Here is a 20,072-nt window from a genome sequence, read left to right as displayed (position 1 = left end):
CGGGGCGCCGGCGGTGCGGGTGCCCCGGGGCGGAGCATGGGGTCACAGGCTGCCGCGGGCGTGCCTGGCTATGTGGTGCAGGGCCGTGGTGAACTCCTCGGCGACGCGGCGCACGGTCTCCGTGTCGTGCAGTGCGGTGCGGTGGTGCCAGGTGAAGGCGAGGCGGCCGTCCTGCACGGCGCCGACCACCTCCAGGGGATGGGATCCGCTGTCCCGGGGGTCGTGGTCCTGGCCGAGGGAGCCGTGCTCGGCGCGGACGAGGCCGCTGCCGGGCTCCGCCGGGCGGGCGTCCCACTGGCCGAGGTAGTTGAAGACCACCTGGCCGTGCGCCGCCGCGCCGAGCCGCTCGCGCACCTCGGGCGGTCCGAAGGTGCGCAGGGCGCCGTAGCCGAGGCCGTTGCCGGGCACCACGCGCAGCTGGCGGCGCACGGACTTGACCAGGGCGCGCCAGTCGCGGTCGGCGCTGAGCTCGTCCGGCCGGGTCACCTGGAGGGCGACGGGATGGACGGTGGTGAACCAGCCGACCGTGCGGGACAGGTCGACGCCGTCGAGCAGGTCCTCGCGGCCGTGCCCTTCGAGGTCGAGGCGGACCCGGTCGCCGCCGGTCCAGCGGGCGAGGGCGAGGGCGAGGGCGGCCAGCAGGACGTCGTTGACGCGGGTGCGGTAGGCGGTCGGCGCGGCCCGCAGGAGCGCGGTCGTGTCCTCCTCGGTCAGCTCCACGGTCACCTGCCGGGCCTCGCCCTCGTCGGCTCCGGGGGCCTCGGCGGCCGGGAGCGGCTCGGCGGTCACCGTCTCTTCCCAGTACGGCAGTTCGTGGTCGAGGCCGCCCTCGGCGACGTGCGCGGCGAGCCGTCGGGACCAGTCCCGGAAGGAGGTGGTGCGCTCCCCCAGGGTGATCGGTTCGCCCGCGACCGCCTGCCGGTAGGCGGCTTCGAGGTCGTCGGCGATGATCCGCCAGGACACGGCGTCCACGACCAAGTGGTGGCCGACGAGGAGGAGGAACACGGGGCGGTCCGCGTCCCCGGTGAACAGCGCCGCCCGCAGCAGCGGGCCGTGGCCCAGGTCGAAGCCGGTGTGCAGGTCGTCGGCGGCCTTCCGCACGCTGTCGTCGGCTTCCGCCTCGTCGAGTCCGCACAGGTCGTAGTGGACGAGCAGGCCGTCGGCCGCGGTGTCGGCAGGCGGCGGGTTGAACTGCTGCCAGCCGTCGGCGTCACGGGTGAAGCGCATGCGCAGCGCGTCGTGGTGTTCGAGCAGCGCGTCCAGGGCGGCGCGCAGGGCCACCGGGTCGGGGGCGCCGTCGAGTTCCAGGAGCGCCGACTGGTTGAAGTGGTGGTGGGCGGCGCGCGGGGTGGTCAGGAACCACTCCTGGATGGGGGTGAGCGGTACGTCGCCGCTCACCGGGCCCTCGCCGGAGCGCTGCGGCGCGGTCCTGACGACAGCGGCGAGCTCGGCCACCGTCTGGTGGGTGAACAGGTCGCGGGTGGCCAGGTGCAGTCCGTCGCGCCGCAGCCGCGACACGACCTGCATGCTCAGGATCGAATCGCCGCCGAGGAGGAAGAAGTTGTCGTGCGCGCCGACGTCGTCGACGCCGAGGACGTCGCCCCAGATGCGGGCGACGCGGCGTTCGGTGTCGGTGCGCGGCGCGACGTGCGGCCCGGTGGCGGTGTGCGCGGGCCCGGGCGCGGGCAGGGCGCGCCGGTCGGCCTTGCCGTTGGGGGTGAGCGGCAGCCGCTCCAGCGGGACGAACACCGACGGCACCATGTGCAGCGGCAGGAGCCCGGCGAGCTGCTCGCGCAGTTCCGCCGCGGGGAGCTGTTCGGTGTCGTCCCCGGTGGGGACGACGTACGCCACGAGCCGGTCGGAGCCGCCGTCGGCGCGGACGACGACGACCGCGTCGCGCACCCGGGGGCTGCGGCGCAGGGCGCTCTCGATCTCGCCCGGTTCGATGCGGTAGCCGCGCAGCTTGATCTGGTCGTCGGCGCGTCCCGCGAAGCGCAGTGCCCCGGTGGCGTCCCAGCGGACCAGGTCGCCGGTGCGGTACATGCGCTCCCCCGGCGGGCCGAACGGGTCGGCGCTGAACCGCTGGGCGGTCAGGCCCGGCTGATTCACGTAGCCGCGGGCGAGCCCAGGACCCGCGACGTACAGCTCTCCGGTCACGCCGGGCGGGACGGGCCTGAGGGCGGCGTCGAGGACGTACAGGCGGGTGGCGCCCGCCGGGCGGCCGATGGGCGGGGCACCCGCTCCCGGGGTCAGGGGGCCGGTCCAGGAGGCGACCACGGTCGCCTCGGTGGGCCCGTAGGAGTTGATCATCCGGCGGCCGGGGGCCCACTGCTCCACGAGGTCGGGCGGGCAGGCCTCGGCGCCGACGATCAGCGTGCGCAGGTGCGGCAGCCGCCCCGCCGTCTCGGGGGCCACCGTGGCGAGCGCGGCGGGCGGGATGAGGGTGTGGCTGACGTGCCGCTCGGCGAGGGCCTGGGCCAGGCGCTCGCCGACCAAGGGCCCCTCCTCGCCGGTCACCAGGGCGGCGCCGCTGAGCAGGGAGACGCACAGCTCCAGGACGGAGGCGTCGAAGCTGGGCGAGGCGAACTGGAGGACCTTGTCGCCGGGGCCCGCCGCGTACTGCTCGGCGGCGGCCGCGGCGAAGCCCGCGAGGCCCCGGTGCGTGACCACGACGCCCTTCGGCGTCCCGGTGGACCCGGAGGTGTAGATGACGTACGCGGGATGGTCGCAGGTGAGCCACGCGGTGCGGTCGGTGTCGGTGGGCGCCGTCTCGGGGCCCTCGGCGGCCCAGACCTCCGCCGGGTCGGCCAGGGTCAGCCAGGCGCCCGCGTCGCGGACCATGAACTCCCGCCGCTGCTCGGGGTAGGCGGGGTCGACGGACAGGAAGGCGCCGCCCGCCTTGGCGACCGCGAGCTGCGCCACCACCGCTTCGGCGGTCCGGGACAGGGCGAGGGCCACCACCCGCTCGGGGCCGACGCCGCGGCCGATGAGGTGGTGGGCGAGGCGGTTGGCGGCGCGGTCGACCTCGGCGTACGTCAGCTGCCGGGAGCCGTCGTCGAGCGCCACCGCGTCGGGCGTGCGGGCCGCCTGCCGCTCGAACAGGCGCGGCAGGGTGACCGCCGCGACCGGCCGGACCGTGCCGCGGCCCTGCTCCAGGAGGGTCTTCAACTCCGCGTCGGACGACAGCGGCAGGGCGCCGAGGGGGCGGTGCGGGTCGTCGGCGACGGCGGTCAGGAGCGTGCCGAGCTGGTCGGCCATCCGCTCGGCCGTCGCCGCGTCGAACAGGTCGGTGTTGTAGGTGAGCAGGCCGTGCAGCGCTCCGGAGTCCGTCTCGGCGAACTCCAGGGTGAGGTCGAACGCGGCGTGCTGGAGCTCCGCATCGACGTCGGAGACGTCGAGTCCCGGCAGGTCGAGGTCGCCGGTCGGCGTGTTCTGGAGGACCACCATGACCTGGAAGAGCGGGGTGCGGCTGGTGTCGCGCACCGGCTGTACCTCGTCCACCACGCGCTCGAACGGCACGTCCTGGTGCGCGAAGGCGTCGAGCACGGTCTGCCGCACGTCGTCGAGGAACTCGGGGAAGCCGCGCTCGGGCTCGACCCGCGAGCGCAGGACGAGGGTGTTGACGAAGAAGCCGACCAGGTGCTGGACCTCCGGCCGGTCGCGGCCCGAGGTGACGGTGCCGACGGCGATGTCCCGCCCGCCCGACAGGCGCGCGAGGAACGTCTGCGCGGCGGCGACGAGCGTGGTGAACAAGGTGGCCCCGCGCTCCCGGCCGACCTGTGCGAGGCGCCGGGCGGTCCGGGGCGCCAGGGTCAGGCGGGCGGTCGCGCCGTGGTGGGTGCGCACCGCGGGGCGCGGCCGGTCGGTGGGCAGGTCGACGGGCTCGGCGTCGGCCAGGTGCTCCTTCCAGTAGCCGAGCTGGGCGTCGGCGTCCGCGCCTTCGGCGGTGCGCTGCCAGTGCGCGTAGTCGGCGTACTGGACCGGCAGCGGCGGCAGCTCCCCGGTGCCGGTGCCGAGTGCCTGCCGGTAGAGGTGGGCCAGGTCGCCGGTGAGCACGGCGGTGGACCAGCCGTCGGTGACGATGTGGTGCAGGGTCAGCGCCAGGACGTGGTCGTCGGCGGCGAGGCGCACCAGGGCGGTGCGAAGCAGCGGGCCGTGGCGCAGGTCGAAGGGGCGGGTGCGCTCGTCCGTCAGGAGGTGTGCCAGCTGGGCCGCGCGGTGCTTCTCGGACGTTGCCGACAGGTCGTGCGTGGGCAGCGGCACCGGGCGCGGCGGGTGCACGAGCTGTACGCCGTGGCCGTCGACGGTGTCGAAGGTGGTGCGCAGCGACGCGTGCCGGGCCACCAGGCCGTTCAGGGCCTCGGTCAGGGCTGCGGTGTCGAGCCGGCCGCGCAGCCGCAGGGCGAGGCCGGTGACGTACTCGGCGGTCCCGCCGGGCGCGAACTCCGCCAGGAACCACAGGCGTTGCTGCGCGTACGACATGGGGGCGGTGGTGCGGGCGACGGGGACGATGGCGGGCCGTGCCGTGCCGGGGCCCCGGTCGGTGGTGACGAGTCCGGCGAGGGCTGCCGGGGTGGGGTGGGTGAACACCGCGCGCGGCGAGACGTCCGTGCCGAACTCGTCGGCCAGGCGGGACGCGAGGCGGATGCTGAGGATCGAGTCGCCGCCCAGGGTGAAGAAGTCGTCCTCCACACCGGGCCGGTCCGTGCCGAGGACGTCGGCGAAGACGTCGGCGACGCGGCGTTCGGCGTCGGTGCGGGGCTCGACGCGCGCGGCGCGGCCCGCACCGGCGTCCTGCTCCGGCGCCGGGAGCGCCGCCCGGTCGACCTTGCCGTTGGCGCTGAGCGGCAGGGCGGCCAGCGGGACGTACGCGGAGGGGACGAGGTAGTCGGGCAGCGAGCGGGCGGCGAACGACCGCAGCTCCTCCAGGTCACCGCCCGCCGGGCCGACGAGGTAGGCCACCAGGCGCCGGGCGCCGGGCCGGTCCTCGCGGGCCACCACCGCGACGTCCGCGACGCCGGGGTGGGCGGCGAGGGCGGCCTCGGTCTCGCCGGGTTCGACGCGGAAGCCGCGGATCTTCACCTGGTCGTCGGCGCGGCCGAGGAAGGCGACCGTGCCGTCCGGGTGGCGGCGGGCCAGGTCGCCGGTGCGGTACATGCGGGCTCCGGGCGGCCCGTAGGGGTCGGCGAGGAACCGGCCCGCGGTCTCGCCGCCGCGGCCGAGGTAGCCGCGTGCCACGCCCTCGCCCGCGAGGAACAGCTCGCCCGCACAGCCCGGCGGCACGGGCCGCAGGCGGGCGTCGAGGACGTGTGTGCGCATGGCGTCCAGCGGGTGGCCGATCGGCACGGTGTCGGGCACGGCGGCCGCGTCGGCGAGGGCGAAGGAGGTCGCGAAGGTCGTGGTCTCGGTGGGGCCGTAGCCGTCCACGACGGTCAGGCCGGGGCAGGCGGCGAGGACGCGGCGCACGGCCGGTGCCGGGACCACGTCGCCGCCGGTCCACACCTGGCGCAGTCCGGCGAAGCAGTCGGGGGCGTCCTGGGCCAGGAGCCGGAAGAGACCCGCGGTGAGCCACACCGCGCTCAGACCGCCGTCGCGGGCGAGCCGCCGCAGCAGGGCCGCGTCCACCGCCCCGTCGGGGGCGACGACCACGCGGCCGCCGGTCAGCAGGGGCGCCCACACCTCGAAGGTGACGGCGTCGAAGGCGACCGGGGAGTGCAGCAGGACGCGGGCGCACACGCCGTCGGCGAAGCGGCTGTCGGTGGCGAGGGCTGCCACGTCGCGGTGGCGCACGGCCACGGCCTTGGGCAGGCCCGTGGAGCCGGAGGTGAACATCACGTAGGCCAGCTGGTCGGGGTCGGCCGGCGCGGCGACCGGCGTCCCTGCGGGGTCGGTGCGCGCGGCGGCGACGGCCTCGCCGGTGAGCCCGGTGGTGGCGCCGGCCTGGTCGCGCAGGGCGCGGCGGCGCTCCTCGGGGGCGCGGGCGTCGATCGGCACATAGGCGCCGCCCGCCTTGAGGACCGCGAGCTGCGCGACCACGAGGGCGGCGGAGCGGTCCATGAGCAGGGCCACGCGGTCCTCGGTCCGCAGGCCGTCCGCGAGCAGCCGGGCCGCCACGCGGTCGGACCAGTCCGCGAGTTGACGGTACGTCACCTGCTGGTCGCCGTCCTGGAGCGCGACCGCGTCGGGGGTGCGGCGGGCCTGTTCGGCGAACAGGGCCACCGGGGTGCGCGGCGGTGTCCGGTCGGTGGCGGTGGTGTTCCACCGCCGCAGGAGGTCCTGGTCCTCGGCGGTGAGCAGGTCCAGGTCGTCGACGTCGCCTTCGAGGCCGTCGGCGAGGCGGGTGAGCAGCGCGGCGAGGCGGTCCGCCGCGCGGGCGACGGTGGCCCGGTCGAAGAGGGCGGCGTCGTAGGCCAGGTCGAAGCCGAGCCCCTCGGCGAGATGGGCGCGCAGGCACAGCGGGAAGGTGGTGGCGTCGTCGGCGCGCACCTCCTCGACGCGCACGCCGGTCCTGGCCGCGGCCGACTCGTCGACGGGGTAGTTCTCGAACACCACCATGCTGTCGAACAGCGCCTCGCCCGGCGGGACGTCGGTCAGGGCCTGGATGCGGGGCAGGGCGAGGAAGTCGAAGCGGCGGGCGTCGCTCTGCCGCTCCTGGAGGTCGCGCAGCCAGGGCAGCACGCCTCCGGCGGGGACGCGTACCCGCGTCGGCACGGTGTTGATGAACATGCCGACCATGGAGTCCACGCCGGGCAGTTCGGCGGGGCGGCCGGAGACCGTCGTGCCGAAGACCACGTCGTCGCGGCCGCCGTAGCGGGCCAGGAGCAGCCCCCAGGCGGCCTGCACCACGGTGTTGACGGTCAGTCCGGCGCGGGCCGCCGTCTCCCGCAGCGCGCGTGAGACGTCCGGATCGAGTTCGCGTACGACGGCCGCGTCGGCGCGGGCGCGATGGGCCTCGGCGGGAACGCGGTCGTAGGGCAGCGGGGTGCGCGCGGCGCAGCCGGCGAGTTCCTCGGCCCAGTGTGCTTCGGCCGCGGCCTCGTCCTGGTCGGCGAGCCACTGGAGGAAGTCCGCGAACGGCCGTCGGACGGGTGCGGCGGCGTCGGGGCCGCCGGTGAGCGCGGCGTAGCGCTCGCACACCTCGATGAGCAGCTGGCCGCTGCTCCAGCCGTCCAGGACGAGGTGGTGGGACGACCACAGGAGCAGGACCTCGTCGCCGGGCAGGGCGGCGAGGGTGACGCGGGTGAGCGGTGCGGTGGCCAGTTCCATGCCCGCGGCGCGGTCCTCGGCGAGCAGCCGTTCGACGGCTTCCGCGCGTCCGTCGGGTGTCAGTTCGCGCCAGTCGAGGTGGGTGACGGGCAGCTCCGCCCGGTGGTGGACCACTTGCACGGGCTGGGGCAGGCCCTGCCAGTGGACGCTGGTGCGCAGCGCCGGGGTGCGGTCGGCGATCTGCTGCCAGGCGGTGGCGAGGGCCCGCGGGTCCGTGACCCCCGAGAGGCGCACCGCGGTGCGGTCGAAGTAGGCGCCCGCGGTGTCGACGAGGCCGTGGAAGAGCATGCCGGCCTGGAGGGGTGTCAGCGGCAGGACGTCCTCGACGTGCCGTGCGTCGCCGACGAGCCGGTCCAGGTGTTCCTGGGTGAGCCGGGCGAGCGGGAAGTCGGAGGGCGTGCGGCCGCCCGCGTCGGGGCGGGCGCAGTGGGCGACGATGTCGCGCAGCGCCGCGCGCGTCTCCTCGGCGAGGCGGCGCACGGTGGCCTCGTCGTAGACGGCGGGCGGGTAGGTCCAGGCGAGTTCGAGGCGCCCGTCGTGGACCACGCCGGTGATGTCGATGAGGTAGGGGCGGGTCTCGTCGGGGTCGGTGTCGCGGCCCGCGGGCGGCAGGGCGGCGCCGTAGAGCCCGTCGTCCTGGGGCCCGCCGGTGCCCCACTGCCCGTGGTAGTTGAACCCGATCCGCGGCGCCGGTCCTTCGGCCAGCGGGCTTGCGGGCAGGAGGTGGCGCAGGGCGCCGTGGCTCAGGCCGTGCAGGGGCACCGCGCGCAGTTGTTCCTTGACCGAGCGCAGGGTGTCGCGCCAGTCGGCGTCCGGGGCGACGGTCAGGGCGAGGGGGAACTCGGCGGTGAACCAGCCGACGGTCCGCGACAGGTCCACGTGCTCGAACAGGTCCTCGCGGCCGTGGCCCTCCACGCCGACGAGGACGCCGTCGCGCTCGCACCAGCGGGCCAGGGTGCGGCCTACGGCGCTCAGGAGCACGTCGTTGACCTGGGTGCGGTAGACGTCGGGGACCTGCCGCAGCAGGGCGTCGGTCTCCTCGGGCTCCAGGGTGACCGTGAGGGTGGCGGCGGCACCGTGGGTGTTGGGCCCCGGACGTCCTGCGGGCAGGTCCGCCGGTGTCTCGGTGGTCCGCATCCAGTGGGCGAGGTCGGTCTCCAGGGCGCCGGAGCGGGTGTGCGCGTCGAGCCGGGCGGCCCAGTGGCCGTAGGAGGTGCCGACCGGGGCCAGGTCGACGGGCCGCCCGGCCGCCGCGGCGCGGTGGGCGCTCTCCAGGTCCCCGAGCAGGATGCGCCAGGAGACCCCGTCCACCGCCAAGTGGTGGACGGTGAAGACGAGTTGCGCGGGCCGGTCGGGGCCGCGGTCGAAGACGAGGACCCGTACCGTCCGGCCCTCGGTGGGGTCGAGGGAGGCCTGGGCCGCGTCCGCCGCGCGCTGCACCTCCGCCTCCAGGGCCGCCTCGTCGAGACCGGTCACGTCGTGGGCGGTGAACACGGGCCCCGGCGTCTCGGCCAGGAGCTCCTGGCGCCAGCCGTCGGCGGTGTGGCGGAAGCGGGTGCGCAGGGCCGCGTGGTGGCCGACCACCGCGTCGACGGCCTGCTCCAGGGCGGACAGGTCGGTGCCCGGGGCCAGTTCGAGGCGCTGGGTCATGGTGAAGCGCAGCGCGTCGCCGGGGCGGCGGGCGTCGAGGTACCAGCGCTGGATCGGGGTGAGCGGTGCCTCGGCGGGCGGGGCTGCGCCCGCGGCGGCACCGGCCGGATCGGCGTCGGTGGCGCACAGGGCGAGTTCGGCGACGGTCGGCGCGCGGAACACGTCCTTGGTGGTCACGGCGAGGCCCGCGCGGCGGGCCCGGGACACGATCTGGATGCTGAGGATCGAGTCGCCGCCGAGCGTGAAGAAGTTGTCGCGCGCACCCACCCGGGTCACGCCGAGGACCTCCGCCCAGATCGCGGCCAGACGCGCCTCGGCGCCGGGCCGGGGCGCGACGTAGGGCGTCTGGGGGTCGGGCTGCGCGGGCGGGGCGGGCAGGGCGCGGCGGTCGGTCTTGCCGCTGCTGGTGCGCGGGATGCGCGTCAGCGGGACGAACGCCTGCGGCACCATGTGGTCCGGCAGCGTTCTGCGCAGCCCGGCCCGCAGCTCGTCACCGGTCGGGGTGCGGTCCCCCGCGGGCACCACGTACGCCACGAGCAGGGTGCGGCCCGCGTGCTCGTGGGGCGCCACCACGGCCTCGGCGACGTCCGGGCGGCTCGTCAGGGCGGTCTCGATCTCGCCGGGTTCGATGCGGAAGCCGCGGATCTTGACCTGCTCGTCGGCGCGGCCGAGGAACTCCAGGAGTCCGCGGTCGTCCCAGCGGGCGCGGTCGCCGGTGCGGTACATGCGGGTGCCCGGCGCGCCGTAGGGGTCGGCGAGGAAGCGGTCCGCGGTCAGGCCCGGCCGGTTCAGATAGCCGCGGGCCACCTGCGCGCCCGCCAGGTACAGCTCGCCCGGGGTGCCGGGCGGCACCGGCCGCAGCGCGCCGTCGAGGACGTAGGCGCGCAGGCCGCGGCCGGGGCGGCCGATGACGGGCCGCTCGGGCCGTTCGGCGCACGGGCCGTAGACGGCGTCGACGGTGCACTCGGTGGGCCCGTACACGTTGTACGCGGTGACGCCGGTGTCCCGTGCCGCGCACAGCTCGCGCCAGGTGTCGGCGCCGAGCGCCTCGCCGCCGACCAGGAGCACGCGCGGGTGGTGGCGGCCGGGCGCGAGGAGGCCGGCGCCGGTGAGTTCGCGCAGGAACGACGGGGTGACGTTGACCAGGTCCAGACGGCGCTCGGCGACCTGGGCGCAGAAGGCCTCCGGGTCCAGGCGCACGTCCTCGTCGACGAGGTGGACCTCCTGGCCGAGCGCGAGCAGCAGCGGCCCCTCCCAGGAGGTGTCGAAGGAGAACGACGCGCTCAGCGCGGCCCGCAGCCGGCGCCCGTCGGCGGTGTGCGGGGCGACGAGCCCCTCCTGGTGGTCGTGGCAGAGGTTGACCAGCTGCCGGTGCTCCACGGCGACGCCCTTGGGCCGCCCGGTGGAGCCTGAGGTGTAGATGACGTAGGCGGTGTTGTCCGGGCGCAGCGGCGCGATGCGGTCGGCGTCCGTGGGGTCGTGGGCGGGCAGCAGGTCCCAGGGCACCGCGCGCAGTGCCTCGGCGGTCAGGAGGGTGCGGGGCGCGGCGTCTGCGGTGAGGTACGCGACGCGTTCCTCGGGCAGCTCCGGGTCGAGGCACAGCAGGGTGCCGCCCGCCTTGAGGACGGCGAGCAGGGCCACGACCTGGTCCGAGGTGCGCGGCAGGCGCGTGGCCACGGTGCGCTCGGGGCCGACGCCCTGGGCGATGAGGTGGTGGGCGAGCCGGTTGGCGCGGTCGTTGAGGGCGGCGAAGTCGAGCGTGGCGTCGCGGGCGACCAGGGCGGTGGCGTCCGGTGTGCGCGCGGCCCGCGCCTCGAACAGGTCCGGGAAGGTGGCCCCGGGCGCGGGGGCCGGGCCGCCCTGCCACTCCCCCAGGACCTGGTCCCGTTCGGCGGCGGTCAGCAGCGGCAGCGCGCCGACCTCCTGGTCCGGGTCGGCGGCGACGGCTTCCAGGAGCAGCCGCAGCTGGGCGGCGAGGCGTTCGGCGGTGCCGGGGTCGAACAGGCCGGTGCTGTACTCCAGGTGGCCGGTGACGCCGCCGTCGTGCTCGACGAAGTCGAAGGCGAGGTCGAAGGTGGCGTTGCGCACCGGCGGGGTGATGGCCTCGACGTCGAGCCCTGCCAGGCCGGGCGCCTCGGTGCCCAGGTTGTGCAGGGCCACCATGACCTGGAACAGGGGGGTGCGGCTGGTGTCGCGCTCGGGCCTGACCGCGTCCACCACCCGCTCGAAGGGCACGTCCTGGTGGGCGAAGGCGTCGAGGGTGGTGGCGCGCGCCCGTTCGAGCAGCCGGCGGAAGGACTGGTCGGGGGTGACCTCGCCGCGCAGCACGAGGGTGTTGACGAACATGCCGACCACGTCGTGGAGTTCGGCGCGCTCGCGGCCCGCGGTCACGGTGCCGACGGCGATGTCCTCCTGGCCCGTCCACCGGGAGAGCAGGACCTGGCAGGCCGTCAGGAGCGTCATGTAGAGGGTGGCGTCGGCCTCGCGTCCCCGTGCGCGCAGCCGCTCGACGAGCGCGGCCGGGAGCGGGAACGTCACCAGGGCGCCGTCCCGGGTGCGCACGGCGGGGCGCGGCCGGTCCGTCGGCGGCTCCAGCGGGGCCAGGCCCTCAAGGACGTGCATCCAGTGAGCGAGCTGGCGTGCGGCCTCGTCGGTGCGGCCGCGCTGCCAGGCGGCGTGGTCGGCGTAGCGCACGGGCAGTTCGGGCAGCTCGGGGCGGCGGCCCTCGCGGGCGGCCGCGTACAGCTCGCCGAGGTCGCGGCCGATGACGCCGAAGGACCAGCCGTCGGTGACGATGTGGTGCAGGGCCAGGACCAGCACGTGCTCGGCGTCGGCGAGCCGGACGAGGCGGGCTCGCAGCAGGGGTCCGGTGCTCAGGTCGAAGGGGGTGGCGGCCTCGCGTTCCAGAAGGGTGTCGAGGGCGTCGGCGGCGGCGCCGGTGAGGTCGTCCGTGCGCAGGTCCACGCCGTGCGGCGGGCCCACGATCTGCCGTGCCTCGCCGTCCTGTTCGGCGAACGTGGTGCGCAGGGCCTCGTGCCGGGCGACCAGGCCGTCGAGCGCGGTGCGCAGGGCGGCCTCGTCGAGCGCGCCGCGCAGGCGCAGGGCGGACACCGTCGTGTACTCGGTGCTGCCGGGCTCGAAGCGGTCGAGGAACCACAGGCGCTGCTGGGCGTACGACAGCGGCGGCGCGGTGCCCGGGCCGACGGCCGGGATCACCGCGGGGGCCGCGGTTCCCGCCGGTGCGCCGAGGGCGGCGGCCAGGGCGCACACGGTGGGGTGGGTGAACAGGAGCCGGGGCGACACGTCGGTGCCGAAGGCCGCGCGCAGCCGCGAGGTGACGCGGACGGCGAGGATGGAGTCGCCGCCGAGGGCGAAGAAGTCGTCGTCGGCGCCCACCTCGTCGGTGTCAAGGACGTCCGTCCAGGCGGCGGCGACGAGCCGTTCGGCCTCGGTGCGCGGCGGGGTGCGGTCGCCCCCGGTGGCGAAGCCGTCGGCGCCGGGCGCGGGCAGGGCGCGCCGGTCGAGCTTGCCGTTGACGGTCAGGGGCAGCGCGGCCAGCGGGACGTAGGCGGCGGGCACCATGTGGGCGGGCAGCAGGCGTTCGAGGTGCGCGCGGAGCTCGGCGGCCGCCGGGGCGCCGTCCTCGCCCGCGCCGACGACGTGCGCGACCAGGCGCCGGGTCCCGGCGGTGTCCTCGTACACGCCGACGGTGGTGGCGCCGACGCCGGGGTGGGTGTGGAGGGCGGCCTCGATCTCGCCGGGTTCGATGCGGTAGCCGCGGATCTTGACCTGGGCGTCGGCGCGGCCGAGGTACTCCAGGGTGCCGTCGGGCCGCCACCGGGCCCGGTCGCCGGTGCGGTACATGCGGCTGCCGGGCGGCCCGAACGGGTCGGGCAGGAAGCGGGTCGCGGTCAGGGCGGGCAGGCCGAGGTAGCCGCGGGCCAGGCCCTCGCCCGCCACGTACATCTCGCCGATGGCGCCGGGCGGTGCCAGGGCCAGGTCGTCGTCGAGCACGTGGACGCGCAGGTCGGGGATGCCGGTGCCGATGGGGCTCGCGGCGCCCGTGCGGGCCGTGGCCCGGTCGAGCGGGGCGTAGGTGACGTGCACGGTCGTCTCGGTGATGCCGTACATGTTGACCAGGCGCGGCGCGTCGTCCGGGTGGCGGGCGTACCAGTCGGCGAGCCGGTCGACGTCGAGGGCCTCACCGCCGAAGATGATCTGACGCAACGCCAGGCGGGCGCTCAGCTCGGGGTGTTCGGCGTCGGCGCGGACCAGCGGGTAGAAGGCGGACGGCGTCTGGTTGAGGATGGTGACGCCTTCGTCCGCGAGCAGGCGCAGGAAGTCCTCCGGGGAGCGGGCCGTGTCGTCGGGGACGACGACGAGCCTGCCGCCGTGCAGCAGCGGGCCCCACAGCTCCCACACGGAGAAGTCGAAGGCGTAGGAGTGGAACAGCGTCCACACGTCGTGCTCGTCGAAAGCGAACCGGTCCCGGGTGCGGGTGAACAGCCGCACGACGTTGGCGTGCGGTACGACCACGCCCTTGGGGCGGCCGGTGGAGCCGGAGGTGTAGATGGCGTAGGCGGGGCTCTCCGGGAGCGGGCGCCGGGCCGGGGCCGGGCCGGTGGCCGGGCGCCGGTCCAGGTCCGCCCGGACCGTGGCGTCGTCCAGGAGCAGCACGTCGATGTCGGTGCTGTCGGTGCTGTCGGTGCTGTCGGTGCGTACGTCGGTGTCCGTGGTGGTCACCAGGGCCACCGGGGCGGTGTCGCGCAGCAGGTGGGCGACGCGTTCGGCGGGCAGCTTGGGGTCGATCGGCAGATAGGCGGCGCCGGACTTGAGGGCGGCGATGACCGCCACGACCAGGTCGGTGGAGCGGGGCAGGGCGAGCGCCACGAACCGCTCGGGTCCGGCTCCGGCCTCGGCGAGGCGGTGGGCGAGGCGTCCGGCCGCCGCGTCCAGTGCGGCGTAGTCGAGACGGTCGTCGCCGCAGGTGACGGCGGTGGCGTGGGGGGTGAGCGCGGCCTGGGCCTCGAAGAGGTCCACCAGGGTGTGCGCGGGGCGTCCGTGCGCGGAGCCGTTCCAGTCGGTCAGGATCCGCCGGCGTTCCTCGGCGGTCGTGGCGGCGAGATCGCGCAGCGGCCGGTCGAGGTGGTCGGCGAACTGCGCCAGGAGCAGGCACAGCCGGTCGGCGAGCGCCCGCGCGGTCGCGGCGTCGAACAGGTCCGGGTCGTAGGCCAGGTCGAAGCCGAGGCGTTCGCCCTGGTAGGCGCGGAGCACCAGCGGGTAGTTGGTGGCGTCGCGGGAGGTGACGTCGACGAGGCGGACGCCGGTGGTGGCCGCGCGGGCCTCGTCGAAGGGGTAGTTCTCGAAGGCCACCATGCTGTGGAACAGCGGGGTGCCGGACGGCACGTCGCTCAGCGCGGTCAGCTCGGCCAGGGAGACCGCGGAGAAGCGCCGTGACTCGGCCTGTGCCTCCTGGAGTTCGCGCAGCCATGCGCCCGCCGTGCGGCCGCTGTCGACGTGGACGCGGGTGGGCAGGGTGTTGATGAACATGCCCACCATGGACTCCACGCCGGGCAGTTCGTCGGGGCGTCCGGACACGGTGGTGCCGAACACCACGTCGCGCTCGGCGCCGTGGCGGGCGAGCAGCAGCGCCCAGGCGCCCTGGACCAGGGTGTTGGCGGTGAGCCCGGCCGCCCGCGCGGTGCGTGCGAGGCGCGCGGACACCTCGTCGGACAGGCCGGTGGTGTGCACGCCCGCGGAGCGGGCCTGGTGGGCCTCGCGCAGGGGGCGGTCGACGGGCAGCGGTGTCGGCGTGGCGAAGCCCGTCAGGACCTGCTGCCAGTGGGCGCGGGCGGCCGTGCCGTCCTGCTCCGCCAGCCACCGTACGTAGTCGCCGAAGGGGCGGCGCACGGGCAGCGGTGCGGTGCTGCCCGTGGTGAGTGCCGCGTAACGCTCGCCGACCTCGGTGAGCACCTGGGCGAGGCTCCAGCCGTCCAGGATCAGATGGTGGGAGGTCCACAGCAGATGCAGGCGCGCGTCGGGCAGCCGGACCAGGGTGAGCCGCATGAGGGGGGCCGTCGCGAGGTCGATGCCGTGCGCGAGGTCGTCCGCGCGCAGCCGGTCGAAGCGGGCGGCGCGCTCGTCCTCGGGCACCTCCCGCCAGTCCACGTGGGTGACCGGTACGCAGACCTCGCGGTGCACGACCTGGAGCGGGGCGGGGACGTCCTCCCACACCACCGACGTCCGCAGGGTGGGTGTCCCGTCGGCCACCTGCTGCCAGGCCAGGGCGAAGGCGTGCGGGTCGGCCACGCCGTCGAGGAGCAGCGCCGCCTGGTCCACGTACACGTCGTCGGCGCCGCCGACGAGGCGGTGGAAGAGCATGCCCTCCTGGAGCGGCGTCAGCGGCAGCAGGTCCGCCACGTTCCTGCCGTCGCCGACGAGGCGGTCCACGCCGGCCTGGTCCAGGCCTGCCAGCGGGTAGTCGGAGGGGGTGCGGCCGCCCGCGTCCGGGCGGGCGCAGTGCTCGGTGATCGCGGTCAGGGCGGCGGCCATGTCCGCGGCCAGGCCTTCGACGGTGGCCGCGTCGTGCGTGTCCTGGCTGTAGTGCCAGGTGATCTCCAGTTCGCCGTCCGCCACCACGGCCGTGACGTCGAGCAGGTGGTCGACGGGCTCGTCCGCGGCGAGGTCCCGGCCGGGCACGTCGGCGGCCGGGGCGAAGTTCCCGGTGCCCGCGGTGTCCCACTGGCCGTGGTAGTTGAAGGACACCTGGGGCAGGGGCAGGTCCCGCAGGGCGCGGGCGGCCGGGTCGGGCGAGCCGAGGCGGGCCAGGGCCTCGTAGCTCAGGCCGCGCCGGGGCACGGCCCGCAGCCGCTCCTTGACGGCCTTGAGCGTGGCACCCCAGTCGGGTGCGCCGGGCGGTCCTACGGGGGTGAGGGTGACGGGGTACTGGGTGGTGAACCAGCCCACCGTGCCGGACAGGTCGAGGGTGTCGTCCTCACGGCCGTGGCCCTCCAGGGCGACGGTGACGCGCGCGGTGCCCGCCCAGTCGGCGAGCACCCGGCCGAGGGCGCTGAGCAGCACGTCGTTGACCTGGGTGCGGTAGACGCCGGGCACGCGGCGCAGCAGCGCGTCCGTGGTGGTCCGGTCCACCCGGGTGCGGACGGTGCGCACCGATCCGGCGAGCGGGGCCGCGGTCCGGTCGACGGGCAGCGCGGTGCGGGGCTCGGCGGCCTCCGCCGTCCAGGCGGGCAGGTCGTCGTCGAGGCCGCCGGACCGCACCAGGTCGGACAGGTGGCAGGACCAGTCGGCGAAGGGGGTGGCGGCGTGCTCCAGACGGACCGGCTCACCCGCGGCGGCCTGGCGGTAGGCCTGTTCCAGGTCGCTGAGGAGGATGCGCCAGGAGACGCTGTCCACGGCCAGGTGGTGGGCGGTCAGGAAGAGTTGCGGCCGCTCCCCCGTATCTGAACGTGCCCCTGTTTCTGGCTGCTCCCCCGCCGCGGGGCGCAGCAGGGCCGCGCGCAGCAGGGCTCCGGTGGCCGGGTCCAGGGCGGCGCGGGCGGCGTCGGCGGCCGCTTCCCTGGCGGACGCGGCGTCGGCAGCGTCGGCGGCGGTGTCCGCGGCGGGCAGGTCGTGGCGGGTCAGCAGGCCGGAGGCGGGCCCCTCACCGGGGTGCTGCCGCCAGCCGCCCTCGCTGTTCGCGAAGCGCGTGCGCAGCGCCGGGTGGTGGGCGGCGAGGGCCTCCACGGCCTGTTCCAGGGCCTGTTCGTCGAGGTCGTACGGCAGGTCGAGCAGCAGCGACATGCTGAAGCGCGACGTCGGTCCGTGGGTGGCGAAGAACCACTCCTGGACGGGGGTCAGCGGGGCGGGCCCGGCCGTGTGCGACGGTCGGGGCACGGGTGCCTCGGCGTTCCGCTGGGACGCGGCGGCGGCCAGGTCGGCGACCGTCTGGTGCCGGAACACGTCCTGCGAGCTCAGCCGCAGCCCGGCCGCGCGGGCGCGCGAGACGGCCTGGATGCTGAGGATGGAGTCGCCGCCGAGCTCGAAGAAGTTGTCGGTGACGCCCACCCGGCTCGCGCCGAGGACCTCCGCCCAGATGGCGGCGAGGGTCTCCTCGTCGGGGGTGCGCGGGGCGACGAACTCCCGTTCGCGCGGGCCCGTGTCGAGGTCGGGGGCGGGCAGGGCCCTGCGGTCCAGCTTGCCGTGGGCGGTCAGCGGCAGCGCGTCGAGCACGGTGAACGAGGACGGCACCATGTGGTCGGGCAGGACCCGGCGGCAGGCGGCCCGCAGCGCGGACGCGGCGGGCCGGTCGGCGCCCGGGGCGGGCGCGACGTAGGCGGCGAGGCGCAGATGGCCGTGTGCGTCGGGCACCGCGACGACCGCGGCCCCGGAGACCTCCGGCAGGTCGAGGAGCACGGCCTCGATCTCCCCCGGCTCGATGCGGTGGCCGCGCACCTTCACCTGGTCGTCGGCCCGGCCGAGGTAGTCGAGTTGCCCGTCGGCGGTCCAGCGGGCCAGGTCCCCGGTGCGGTACATGCGGCTGCCGGGCTGGCCGAAGGGGTCGGCGAGGAAGCGGGCAGCGGTGAGCCCCGGGCGGCCCGCGTAGCCGCGGGCCACCTGCTCGCCCGCCAGGTACAGCTCGCCGCCGACGCCCGGCGGCACCGCCTGGAGCCGCCGGTCCAGGACGTACGCGCGCACGCCCGGCAGCGGGCGGCCCACCAGCGGCCGCACGTCACCCTCGATCCGGCAGGCCAGCGCGTCGACGGTGCACTCGGTGGGGCCGTAGAAGTTGTACGCGGTCACGTCCCGGTGTCCGGCGAGTTCGCGCCACAGGGCGGGGCCGATGGCCTCACCGCCGAGCATCAGGATCCGGGGGTGGTGGCGGGGGTCGCTCAGCAGCCCCGCGGGCAGCAGCTGCCGCAGGTACGAGGGCGTCAGGTCGAGGAAGTCGACGCGGTGTTCGACGACGTACTCGACGAGCGCTGCGGCGTCCAGGCGGGTCGTCTCGTCGACCAGGTGCAGGGGATGGCCGTCGGCCATCAGGAGCACGCCCTCCAGGGAGGTGTCGAACGAGAACGACGCGGTCAGCGCGACGCGCAGCGGACCGCCGCCCGCCGCGGCGACGAAGCCCTCGCGGTGGCCCGCGAGGAGGTTCGTCAGGGAGCGGTGGGAGACGGCGACGCCCTTGGGGCGGCCGGTGGAGCCGGAGGTGTAGATGACGTACGCGGTGGAGTCCGGGTCGGGCCGCACGGCCGGGGGCCCGGCGGCGGGGGCCGTGGCGGGCACGGCCGCGAGCGCGGCCTCGTCGAGGACGAGGGCCGGTTGCGCGTCGTCGAGCAGGTATCGCACGCGTTCCTCGGGCAGCGCGGGGTCGAGCGGCAGATAGCCCGCGCCGGACTTCCACACGGCGAGCATCGCCACGATCGTGTCGGCGGTGCGCGGCAGCCGCAGCGCGACCAGCTGTTCGGGCCCGGCGCCGTGGGCGACGAGGTGGTGGGCGAGGCGGTCGGCGCGGGCGTCGAGCGTCGCGTAGTCGAGCCGTTCGTCCCCGGCGACCAGGGCGGTGGCGTGCGGGGCGCGGGCGACCTGCTCGGCGAAGAGCTCCGGATAGGTGGCGGCGGGGGACGCCGGGGCCGCGGTCGCGTTCCAGTCCTGGGTGATGCGGCGCGTCTCCTGCGGGGAGAGCAGGGGGACGGTGCCCAGGGAGCGGTCCGGCTCGGTGGCGGCGGTGTCGAGGAGCCGCACCAGCTGGTCGGCCATCCGCTCGGCCGTGGCGGTGTCGAACAGGTCGGTGCGGTACTCCAGGAGGCCGACGAGCCGGTCCCCTTCGGGCACGAACTCCACGCTCAGGTCGAAGGTGGCCGCTTGCCGGGGCACGGTCACCGGGGCCGCGCTCACCCCGTTCATGCCGGGTGCCTCGGGCGGGGCGGGGTGCAGCAGGACCATCACGTCGAACAGCGGGTTGCGGCCCGCCTCGCGGGCCGCGCCCACGGTTTCCACCAGGCGCTCGAAGGGCGTGTCGCCGTGCGCGAAGGCGTCGTTGACGGTGTCGGCCGCGGCTCCCAGGAGGTCGCGGAAGGACCCGGCCTCCGCCACGGGGGTGCGCAGCACCACGGTGTTGACGTAGAAGCCGACGGACCGTTCCAGGTCGGTGTGGGAGCGGCCGGGGGTCAGCGAGCCGATGGTGATGTCGTCCTGCCCGGACCAGCGGGCGAGGAGTGCCTGGCAGCCCGCGACCAGGGACGTGAACAGGGTGGTGTGCCGCTCCGTCGCGAGCGCCCGCAGCCGGGCCGTGGTGTCGGCGGACACGGTGAAGGTGTGGACGGCTCCGGCGCCCGCCTCCTCGCCGCGGCGCGGCCGGTCCAGCGGCAGGTCCGGCGGCACGGCGCCGGCCAGCTGCCCCGCCCAGTAGGCGAGGTGGCGCTCCAGGCGCGGCCCGGAGAGGCGCTCGCGCTGCCACACCGCGAAGTCCGGGTACTGCGCCGCCACCGGGGCCAGGTCGGGTGTGGTGCCGCGGGCCAGCGCGTCGTACGCGGCGCACAGCTCCTCCAGGACCACCCCCATCGACCAGCCGTCGGTGACGATGTGATGGGCGGTCAGGAGCAGGACGTGCGCCGTCTCGGCGCCGCCCGGCTCGCGCAGCAGCAGGGCGCGCAGCAGCGGGCCGTCGCTCAGGTCGAAGGGGCGCTCGTACTCCGCGAGGAGCGCCTCCTCCAGGGCGGCATTGCCCGCGGACAGATCCCGTACGGGAAGGGGCACAGGGCCTGCCGGGTGCACGGTCTGGGCGGGCCGCCCGTCGGTCTCCTGGAACGTGGTGCGCAGTGCCTCGTGGCGCTCCACGACGGTGTCGAGGGCCCGGGAGAGGGCTCGGCGGTCCAGGGTGCCGGTGAGCCGGAGCGCGACGGCGCTGTTGTAGCGCGATTCGCCGGGCCGCAGCCGGTCCAGGAACCACAGCCGCTGCTGGGCGAAGGACAGCGGCAGCGGCTCCGACCGGTCCGCGGGCGGGATGCCCGGCCGTCCGGGCGTGCCCGGCGTCCCGTCCTTGGCCGCCGCGGTCGTTCCCGGTGCGCCGGCGCGTCCGGCGAGGCGGCGGCGCAGCGCCTCCTGGAGGTCCTTGGGCAGGGCCGCGGCGCGGTCTCGCTTCGAAGACGTCATGGTCT

At 76.0% G+C, this 20,072-nt stretch carries 1 protein-coding gene; it reads right to left on the bottom strand.

What is annotated here, in order from left to right; genetic code table 11:
* Positions 1-42: 42 nt before the first annotated feature.
* Complete coding sequence (locus IG74_RS0117500) at positions 43-20,067, bottom strand: non-ribosomal peptide synthase/polyketide synthase (protein WP_030677332.1); 20,025 nt, start codon at positions 20,065-20,067, stop codon at positions 43-45.
* Positions 20,068-20,072: the final 5 nt, after the last annotated feature.

This window comes from Streptomyces sp. NRRL B-1347 (genome assembly GCF_000720325.1).
Lineage (GTDB): Bacteria > Actinomycetota > Actinomycetes > Streptomycetales > Streptomycetaceae > Streptomyces.
This window is presented reverse-complemented; position numbering and strand designations above follow the sequence as displayed.

Excerpts from the sequence above, each read along its gene's own strand:
- IG74_RS0117500 (WP_030677332.1), bottom strand. The coding sequence starts at position 20,067 with ATGACGTCTTCGAAGCGAGACCGCGCCGCGGCCCTGCCCAAGGACCTC.